The organism is Salinimicrobium oceani, assembly GCF_012037645.1.
Genome location: NZ_JAAVJR010000663.1, coordinates 1 through 443, shown reverse-complemented (window position 1 = coordinate 443; position 443 = coordinate 1). Strand labels below are relative to the sequence as shown.

Genomic DNA, 443 nt, shown 5'->3' with positions numbered 1-443 from the left:
AGAACATTTGTTTCAACAAAAGCAAAAGGATTTGCTATAGACCTATCAACATGAGACTCAGCCGCTAAATGAATAACAGCATCAAATTCATACTCTTCAAAGAAGTTATTTATAACATTAGCATCATTAATGCTGCCTTTCAGAAATTTATAATTCTGAGAACTCTCTACATCTAGAAGGTTTTCAAGGTTACCGGAGTATGTGAGATCATCCAAATTATAAATATTATAGTTTTTATATTTATTAACAAAAAGGCGAACGACATGAGAACCAATAAATCCGGCACCGCCGGTAATCAAAATATTTCTTTTTATCATAAATCCTTTATTTGAGCACACATCCTAAACAACCATCCCCGCGGCAACAGTTTCATTAGTGCTTTCATCGATTAGAATTAAACTTCCTGTATTACGGTTATCCCTATAAGAATCCAGCATTAAACT

Annotated in this window: 2 protein-coding genes; both read right to left on the bottom strand. The window is 33.2% G+C overall.

All coding sequences use genetic code 11. From position 1 onward, the window contains the following. The coding region (locus HC175_RS18770; RefSeq protein ID WP_168139716.1) for a GDP-mannose 4,6-dehydratase at positions 1-317 on the bottom strand (317 nt) is incomplete at its 3' end. A gap of 24 nt (positions 318-341) precedes the next feature. Next, positions 342-443: elongation factor 1-alpha C-terminal domain-related protein (locus HC175_RS24870; protein ID WP_438865965.1), on the bottom strand; the 102-nt coding region annotated here is incomplete at its 5' end.